This window comes from Carboxylicivirga agarovorans, from assembly GCF_050589845.1.
Lineage (GTDB): Bacteria > Bacteroidota > Bacteroidia > Bacteroidales > Marinilabiliaceae > Carboxylicivirga > Carboxylicivirga agarovorans.
In genome coordinates this window covers 500,215-508,270 of record NZ_JBNGPA010000002.1, presented here as the reverse complement: position 1 = coordinate 508,270, position 8,056 = coordinate 500,215, and the positions used below count along the sequence as shown (strand labels likewise).

6 protein-coding genes are annotated in these 8,056 nt (G+C 40.4%); all 6 read right to left on the bottom strand.

The genetic code is table 11. From position 1 onward, the window contains the following. Positions 1-593: 593 nt before the first annotated feature. Complete coding sequence (locus ACRD69_RS04150; RefSeq protein ID WP_430813802.1) at positions 594-1,283, bottom strand: vitamin B12 dependent-methionine synthase activation domain-containing protein; 690 nt, start codon at positions 1,281-1,283, stop codon at positions 594-596. A 10-nt stretch (positions 1,284-1,293) separates the two neighbouring features. Continuing rightward, on the bottom strand, positions 1,294-2,208 hold the full coding sequence (locus ACRD69_RS04145; RefSeq protein WP_430813801.1) for a GTP-binding protein: 915 nt from the start codon (positions 2,206-2,208) through the stop codon (positions 1,294-1,296). Between the two features lie 132 nt (positions 2,209-2,340). Then, a complete protein-coding gene (locus ACRD69_RS04140; RefSeq protein WP_430813800.1) occupies positions 2,341-3,702 on the bottom strand; it encodes a uroporphyrinogen decarboxylase family protein in 1,362 nt (453 codons plus the stop codon). A gap of 41 nt (positions 3,703-3,743) precedes the next feature. Next, positions 3,744-4,412, bottom strand: a complete 669-nt coding sequence (locus ACRD69_RS04135; RefSeq protein ID WP_430813799.1) for a corrinoid protein — start codon at positions 4,410-4,412, stop codon at positions 3,744-3,746. 129 nt (positions 4,413-4,541) lie between these two features. Then, the gene (locus ACRD69_RS04130) at positions 4,542-4,682 is read right to left on the bottom strand and encodes a hypothetical protein (RefSeq protein ID WP_430813798.1); all 141 of its coding nucleotides are present in this window, start codon (positions 4,680-4,682) and stop codon (positions 4,542-4,544) included. 167 nt (positions 4,683-4,849) lie between these two features. Beyond that, positions 4,850-7,615, bottom strand: coding sequence for a glycoside hydrolase family 78 protein (locus tag ACRD69_RS04125; protein WP_430813797.1), 2,766 nt, complete (start codon positions 7,613-7,615; stop codon positions 4,850-4,852). Positions 7,616-8,056: the final 441 nt, after the last annotated feature.

Below are 8,056 nucleotides of genomic sequence, written 5' to 3'. Positions count from 1 at the left end.
ATTTATAGTGTTGTTCAAAACAAGAAACCATACAGTCAAGACTATATTTGTCTTGATCCTAGAGAAAGAAATATGAACAGCTCCAATGAAAAAGTGGCTTAAAAAATTGTAATTTATTAGAGTATATCTGTGATAAAACTATTACGACCATAATAATTTTCTTCGCCACGAATGGGCTCCATCTTTGCATTATCCCACCTGGTATCACTTCAAAACTAACACGTCCTCTTTCTCCTTCGTAGTTGTCCCTCCCCAAGAATGTCAATGTTTGATTATCTTTAAAGGCTTCTGTGTTCTCAACGGCATTACAAAGCTTAGTATCCAAGCTCTCTTATGGCTAATGATTGAAGCATTAGGACTATTAAACGTAATTTTCAAACCATATTTGATAGGCTATCCTTCATCATTTGCTTCAAGCTATACCCGATGTTGTCTGTCGACAAAAAAATCAAAGGAATTTTGCCCCCATTAGTATGGTCGTAAACATATTGCCTTATGCTTTTTAACATCTCCACTTTTATTAGCAGGAACTTTCTTAGACTAGTATCACAGCCATTTAGAGTTAAGACTAATTTCTCACTGAAAATTCAAATTTATTTTTTCTTTCCCCGATAGATACACTGGACACTGCCACATGCGTGGCAGGTATATTTCTTAAACTGAACATTTTTGCCAACTCCCATTATTCCACTCACTGATTTAACCGGTGACATCAGGCAGGAATCATTGAGTGTTACGCCACAGAACTTATCCGGAAAGAAAGAAAACAGTTTTGATTGTTCGGCCACATCCCAGCCGCAATATCCCGGACTGTATCGATTGGTACACTTTTGACCTCTGGTGGATAACAAAGTTCCAAGCCGTATACTGATAATATCCATGGCTGTCTCAACAGCCAGCGAACCAATCACATCCACCACATACCCTTCCATCAAATCACCTTTATTCATCAACATCTTCGAGCGCTCAGATATAGTGGAACCAGCCGTGCAGATAAACAAGGCCATCTGATCCGATTTTTTCAAGTGATGAAACACAGACTTCCCAACGTGAAAATCATGTGCTCCAATGGTCAATGCGTGCTCCTGCACTTTAAACGTTGAATCCAAGAGCTGGTAGCCGCCTATAATACCATTAACATGTTTGAGTTGTTGTAACTCGTTTTCAATCATCTCTGAAATGCCATCTGGCACGCCTTCTTTATAGCCCATCATCCGGCCTATCGACGAAATATCAAGACCTAACTCGTCCAGTTCAAATGTATTTTTTTTTATTGTACTCATGTTCTTCGATTCAATTCTGTTGATATTGCTTAAAACACTGCCGTAATTGAGTAAGGCTTATCGATTCACTAAACACAATGAGTTCAGATGGGCCGGCATAGTTATCCAATACTTTTATTTCGAAGACATCATACACGCTATGAATGGAGACCACTTTGCCATCAGTTAAATTCATGAAGCCTTTGATACGGATGCACTGCTTATGTATAGCTTTAATGAATTGATTCAGCTGGTTCAGTGATATTTTATCATGCGTGCGCAGCACACTGGTGTGCATATTGGGTCGTCCCTCTGATGCCTTGCCAATGAAGCGTTGAGCCGCCTGCCCTTTTGCATCACCTCCTATACAACTGCGCCAATCCACATTCGCATAAACAGAAGGGCGGATTTGAGCAAATGGATTTAACGCTTCCACCTCAGCTTTAATTTCGCTGATTATTTGGCTATCAATCAGATCGGTTTTATTAACAATGATGGTATCGGCAATCATCAATTGGTGTTTGAATCGCGTTACACAGTTTAAACCCTTAAAAAAGTTGGGGGCGTCCACTAAACTGATGACCTGGCCTAAGGTCACCTTACTTTTTAAATCATCAGACTGCAACAGTTCCACAATACTTATCGGGTCGGCCAGGCCAGAAGCTTCTAAAAAAATGTGTTCAGGCATATAATCCTGTATCATTTTTTGCATGTTTTGATGGAAGCTACCAAGCTGACAAACACAAAAGACCGAACCGTTATTTATTTCAACCAACTTAAAACCACCGGCATTTTGCTTTAATTCTTTCCCATCAATGCCAGTTGGTGCAAACTCATTCTGAATAACCGCCACCTTGTGTACAGGTGCCAACTCCTTTAATAAGTTAGATAAAAGCGTGGTTTTACCGCTGCCTAGAAAGCCTGTTATAAGATGAAACTGAATCATTAGTGAAAATTTCTACAAATCAGGTCCTCAGTCCACTGCCGAATACATATAAAACAGAAGCAAAAGAGACGTTTGTTTCCGGCAAACTATCCCTTTTACTTCTTCAAACTGTAACCTGACGAGTTGTATTCCTTAATTACTTTTTACTGACAAATAACCTTTTATCTTCTCCTTAATATCCTGAATAGGAGGAATCTGGGAAATGAAGTCAATATTACCATCCATCACAATGGTGGGCAGGTTCTGCACACCCAGCGACAACATCATCTGCACACCCTCTTTCTCCTTAATACGATGCTCTTTAATCACTACTTTATCACCATACTCTTGAGCTGCGCGTTCAACGGCATCCATCATGTACTGACAAGGTGCACAAGAAGATGAATCCAGGGTAATCACATCAATCATTACTTTATCTTCGCTCCAATGGCTGGTTAAATCAAGTGTTTCCACATCCATTTCTTGCGCTTCCGAAGCACGCAACTCCCCTTGCAAAATCTCATCATGTACTAAATCTGCCACAGCTACCAGGTTCTGTTGAGGTGAGGCCATAGCCAAGTCACAACCTGGTGCCAGGATAAACCCTTTCTTACCGCCAATATCCATACACTCCAATGCATCACGGCGTGAGGCCTCTTCATCACCCATCAGCAACACTACGGTCAGCTTGATATTACCTCCAAAACTTACTTGGTGCTTTAAAGCCATATCGCGCACAAAATCCAATGGTATGTTTTCATCAATGGAGATATTATCCGGCTTTGTTTCGCACATCACTTCAATGTTTTGCTGTGCGTTACCGCACACAAAAAAGGAACTCAAAGCATCCATCTCACGAATAAATTCATTGATTTCAGTAACATATGGCGTAACAAAGGTTTCGAAACTCATGGGGTCAATTTGACTGGTCATAGGATCGACAATGGCCACCACATCGGTGCCCGACTCAATATAATTACCAGCCATCATTTTGGCCACATTGGTTGTAAAACGCATGATTTGATTTACCTTTTCCGGCTCCATCATCATTTGCATAAAAATGTCGGTGCCTAAAAGGTGAAGAGCCAGAGTAAAGGGGCCGGTGATAAGGCCGTACAAAGCCAGGTCGGGATGCTGTTCACGCAGCTGACGCGTTGCTTCCATCACTACTGGAATACGTCCTTTACATGGACAAGGTACTTGCATGTCTGCTATATTAACACCTTCGGTTAGTGGGTGCGATACTACTGCAGGCGGGTTATCATCAGCCCAGGCCAATTTGCAGCCCAGAGCCTCTGCTTCAATTTGTAAATCAAAGGCAACAGGTATGCCATCCGGATTGTATAACTCAATGGCTTTATTAACGCCTTCTACAATCTTGTCCGTTGATTGCAAATAATCGGTGGCACTTAATCCTAATAATTCACCGGCATGAGCCCCAACAAAAGGAACCCACGGTATGCGTTCCACCTCCTCGAGGCGCATCGCTTTTTTAATCAATTCTAATCCTTTCATAATTTTAGCTTTTGGCTACTAGCTGCTAGCTATTAGCTTTTTTACGATGCCATGTTATCTAAAAATTCCACTACTCCTTGTGGGTCTGGATTGTAACTATCGGCTCCAATCTTATCACAGAAATCCTGATTTACCGGCGCACCGCCAATGCATATTTTTTGCTCCGGGTATTTGGCTTTCACTTCTTTCACAATCTTTTCCATGTTAACCATGGTGGTTGTTAACAAAGCACTCATGCCCAAGGTACAATCCGGTGTTTTCTCTAGCTGCTCGATAAAAGCTTCTGCCTTCACATCCGTTCCCAGGTCAATCACTTCATATCCATTACCTTCTACCATCATCGCTACCAGGTTCTTACCAATATCATGCAGGTCGCCTTCAACTGTTCCAATTACAAAAACACCCTTACGAGTATTGATACCCGCTGCAAACAATGGCTTCAGCTGTTCCATTGAAGTACTCATGGCTTTGGCAGCCATCAATACCTGCGGTACAAACACTTTGTTTTCGCGGAACTTAACGCCGATGGCACTCATGCCAACGATGAGAGATTTTTCCAGTACTTCGCCCGCTTCAGCTCCTGCTTCTAATAATTGTTTGGTTATTTCTTCTGATCCATTTTGCCCTTTCATGTTGGGAGGAAACGGTGCGGCCTTATTTATTTTACCAGACTCTACGCACTCTGCTAATTTCTGATATAGTTCTTCCATGTTCTTTTATTTATCTAGGTCTCTCTAATTACTAATGTTGGTTCGATGATGTGTTGAAAAATGCTTGAAGTCTTTTTTGTATCCATTATTAGTTTGGGTTTTAAGTAACTTATTTCATCCTAATATCCTCTAACAGAAGTAATGGCCGGAGCAAAATATCTGCTTTACATTATAAGCTATTACGCGTTCAATCCCTGCCTCTTTATTGGTTCCAAGGTCGGCATCAATACCCTCTTTGCTTATATAACCGTTAAGCCAATACCAAAACACACCAGGCCAATAGCATTAGCCAGGCTGGGCAAAATTCTATTCAAGTAGCTTTTGTGCATTTAAATTATTCCAGACAACAGCACTACAAATGTTAATGCAGTTATTTTTTAACCTATAACACATAATACCCTTCTACTATTAAAACTGAATTATTGTGCCTTACTTTACTAGTTGATTTGGATACTATACACTCCTGAACCAAATTTAAAATACTGAAGTTCCTCATCTATTTTAGATTCAATTATATCTTTTGATTCATTTGAAGCTTTTCCATTTATTATTACATCGCCCTTAGGCAGTACAACTGTAGATGTTGTATTGGCAGGAATTTCAACCAGCATCTCAACACTGTTCTCATTCTTTTTCCATTCGCTTCTGATTTTCCCATAAAGACAGTCGTGTTCTGCTGTCACAAAATCCAAGGATTTTTCATAATAGGGTTTGATATAGAAGTGCTTAAAACCGGCGTTTTGTTCATCAGGTCTAATTCCTGCTAATTCTTTGTAGAACCAATGAACGATATCCCCAAAAAACATATGGTTGCGTGAATTGTCCAGTGATTTGATATTAAAGTCTTCCCATAAAGTAGTTGCTCCTTGCTCTAACCAATATCCCCAACCCGGGTAGCGTTTGTCAGTTGCTATTTGATAGAACAAATCAGCATGCCCATTATCAGAAAGCGCATGTGGGATCCATTTTGCCCCAAGTACACCACAATCCAGTAAGCCATCATTTTTATGTATTACATCAGCCAGGGTAGCAGCTACTTCCTTCTTATCGTCTGTTGGTACCAGATCAAAATAGAGGGCTGCGGCCAAAGAAGTTTGCTCGCTACCGGCATAGGTTTTTTCGTTTGCCTTATAAAAGGTTTTATTAAAGGCTTTTTTAATCGCTTTTGCCTGACTGGCATATTGCTCCGCTTCATTCGGTTTTTCAAGAATAGTTGCTATTTGCGAAACTTTCATTGTAAGATCGTAATAACATGCGGTGCCTGTAAGGGCTGATGGGGCATAGGTATTGATAAACACCCAATCTCCCAATCCAATATCCAGTATATTATCCTTTGCATTACTTTCCATAAAAGCAATGCTTTTCTTCATATTGGTGTAATGTGTACGCAATACTTCCTCATCGCCCGAATAAAGGTACATATACCAGGGAACCCAGATATATGCCCCATCCCATGCAGGTCCATATCCGGTTGGTTGATCACCTAGAGCGTAACCCCAACCACAGGTTGGCACAATACCCGGTAAAATCCCTTCTTCGGATTGCGCATCCTGGCAGTCGTACAGCCATTTTGTGTAAGAGCTTTGGGGCTTAAACGTCAGAAGGGCCGTTTCCGCAGAAAGATGGGCATCACCCGTCCAGCCATTCTTTTCGCGTTGTGGACAATCGGTTGGGTAACCCAGAAAGTTACTGATAAATGCCCATTCCGTAGCATGAGTTATCTTGTTAACTGTTTCGTTAGAACAAGAGAATGCCCCTGCCTGATCGAAAGAGGTATGCACTACTCTTCCTGTAATATCATCCGTAGTAAGTTTGCCGGGGTATCCTTCTATCTCAATGTATTGAAATCCAAAATAGGTAAATTTGGCTTCCCAAACTTCTTCACCATCCCCTTTGATGGTATATTCTGCCACTTGAAATTCGGTCTCCCGGTGATGACGGTTGATATTATATTGGTCTAAGCATCCTTTTTCATCCAGTATTTCACCAAATTTCATCTTAACAACATCGCCTTTCTTGCCCTTAACCTTTAGCTGTATCCAGCCTGCCATGTTTTGGCCCATATCTACTATATGCACACCTGCTTTGGGAGTTTTAACAGAAACTGGAGTCAGTTCACGCATCACCTTATTAGCTGGCATCATTTGGGCTTTGAGCACTCCCTTGGGACCGGACTTTGTACGAACAGCTGCCCAATCAGAATCATCAAAATCAGTTGTGTTCCAGTTAGGCGACTCTTTGGTTGCGTCGTATTTTTCTCCCTGGCGTATATCGGTATAGACAATAGGGGAAGGGAAAGCTTTCCAACTTTCGTCCGTAATCACTGTGCTTGAAGTACCATCGCTGTATTCCATTTCCAACTGTAGCAGACAAGTGGGCCTGTCTTTCCACGGTGCTTTATTGTAACCCCATACCGCTCTGCTATCTACGTTGTACCATCCATTACCAAGATGAACGCCAACAGCATTTTCTCCTTGCTGTAATTGGGCTGTTACGTCATAAGTAACATAATGTACGCGGTTATCAAAGTTCGTGTAGGTAGGGTCAAGTACATGGTCGCCTATTTTTGCGCCATTGATAGATAGTTCGTACAAACCCATGCCTGAAATATAAGCCCTTGCCTTTACCACCTCTTTTTCAACTTTAAACTCCTTGCGCAAATAAGGTGCAGCATCGTATGTCTTCCTTTTTGCAGCGCGCTTTATATTGTGCACATCACTTTTGAACTGAGGCCAGCTATAGACCTGCGGGGCTTCGATCCATGTTGCAGTCCAATCGTTTTCATCTAATAAAGCCATCTCCCAATTGGCAGCCTCACTCCACTCCGATGCCCCATCTTTCTCGTCCCACGCCATTACCTTCCAATAACAACGCTGCCTTGATGTTAAAGCCTTTCCTTCATAGCTTATATTAATGGATTGATCAGATACTACTTTTTTCGTATCCCATAAATCACCTTTATTTTTATTCAATAACTCTAAGTTGGAGGCTACAATAATTCGATAGGCTGATTGTGATTTACCTTTAGCTTCAGAGCTTAATTCCCAACTCAATCGAGGGGATAATACATCAATTCCCAAAGGATTATTAAGGTATTCACATTGTAGATTTACTCCCTCGCAAGCTCCATTTTTTAATGGATTGTTGTTCGCGCAACTCCATAACATTATGGAAACAATTAAAAACACAACTGATTTTTTCATATTTATCTATATTCAATTTGAATTTCATTTTATCATGGAACCTGTTTAAAAAAACAGATACAACCTTGGCCTACACCCTCATGAGAAGGTCAAATAAACTTTAAGGTTGCAATAAGGTAAAAAACTGGTGGGCTCAATTTTGAGAATAATTATTTTTGATTTGAAAAATGGTTTTTTTTCAAATAAAGGAAGATTACTGTCTTAACCAGTGTTATACACAAAAGACGTAAATACCTGAATTACTAATTTTTATTTATTTATATAATAAATACAGGCTTGACTATTTGGAAGCTAAATTATTAGCTTTCCTGGAATTCGTTTCAACTGATATTATATTACGAAAACAAATTAAATGACCTTGAAATTAATAGTTTAATTCCCTCAAACCATTAAACAAGAAATGCAATTTTTAACGCAAAAGAAAGGCGTCTCTATTTTGAA

Coding starts and splice junctions, on each gene's coding strand:
- ACRD69_RS04150 (WP_430813802.1), bottom strand. CDS start 1,283: ATGAGTACAATAAAAAAAAATACATTTGAACTGGACGAGTTAGGTCTT.
- ACRD69_RS04145 (WP_430813801.1), bottom strand. CDS start 2,208: ATGATTCAGTTTCATCTTATAACAGGCTTTCTAGGCAGCGGTAAAACC.
- ACRD69_RS04140 (WP_430813800.1), bottom strand. CDS start 3,702: ATGAAAGGATTAGAATTGATTAAAAAAGCGATGCGCCTCGAGGAGGTG.
- ACRD69_RS04135 (WP_430813799.1), bottom strand. CDS start 4,412: ATGGAAGAACTATATCAGAAATTAGCAGAGTGCGTAGAGTCTGGTAAA.
- ACRD69_RS04125 (WP_430813797.1), bottom strand. CDS start 7,615: ATGAAAAAATCAGTTGTGTTTTTAATTGTTTCCATAATGTTATGGAGT.